At 58.3% G+C, this 1020-nt stretch carries 1 protein-coding gene; it reads left to right on the top strand.

Going from position 1 to position 1020, the window contains the following annotated elements:
• A partial coding sequence (tuf, locus tag AC2FID_RS22460; RefSeq protein ID WP_496838799.1) for an elongation factor Tu occupies positions 1-1020 on the top strand: 1020 nt, incomplete at both ends.

Genomic DNA, 1020 nt, shown 5'->3' with positions numbered 1-1020 from the left:
ATGGCAAAGGAAAAGTTTGAGCGTAATAAGCCGCACGTCAACATCGGCACGATTGGCCACGTTGACCACGGCAAGACCACGCTGACCGCAGCAATCACCAAGTATTTCGGTGACTTCAAAGCGTATGACCAGATTGACGGCGCGCCTGAAGAAAAAGCACGTGGCATCACCATCTCGACCGCCCACGTGGAATACGAGACCGACACGCGTCACTATGCGCACGTCGACTGCCCCGGCCACGCCGACTACGTCAAGAACATGATCACCGGTGCCGCACAGATGGACGGCGCGATCCTGGTTGTGAACGCTGCTGACGGCCCGATGCCGCAGACCCGCGAGCACATCCTGCTGGGCCGCCAGGTTGGCATCCCGACCATGGTCGTGTTCATGAACAAAGTGGATCAGGTTGACGACGAAGAACTGCTGGAACTGGTGGAAATGGAAATCCGCGAGCTGCTGTCTTCGTATGACTACCCCGGCGACGACATTCCGGTCATCGCAGGTTCGGCTCTGGCCGCGATGGAAGGCAACAAGCCGGAAATCGGCGAAGAATCGATCCGCAAGCTGATGGCTGCCGTGGACGAGTACATCCCGACACCTGAGCGCGCTGTTGACCAGCCGTTCCTGATGCCGGTCGAAGACGTGTTCTCGATCTCGGGTCGTGGTACCGTTGTGACCGGCCGTGTTGAGCGTGGCGTGATCAACGTTGGCGACGAGATCGAAATCGTCGGCATCCGTGACACTCAGAAAACCACCTGTACTGGTGTTGAAATGTTCCGCAAGCTGCTGGATCGCGGTGAAGCGGGCGACAACATCGGCGCCCTGCTGCGCGGTATCGACCGTGAAGGCGTTGAGCGTGGTCAGGTTCTGTGTAAGCCAGGTTCGGTTACACCGCACACCAAGTTCGAAGCCGAAGCCTATATCCTGACCAAGGAAGAAGGCGGTCGTCACACTCCGTTCTTCGCGAACTACCGTCCTCAGTTCTACTTCCGTACAACTGACGTGACCGGCACCGTGACC

This window comes from Ruegeria sp. CDSC068, from assembly GCF_059610545.1.
This window is presented reverse-complemented; position numbering and strand designations above follow the sequence as displayed.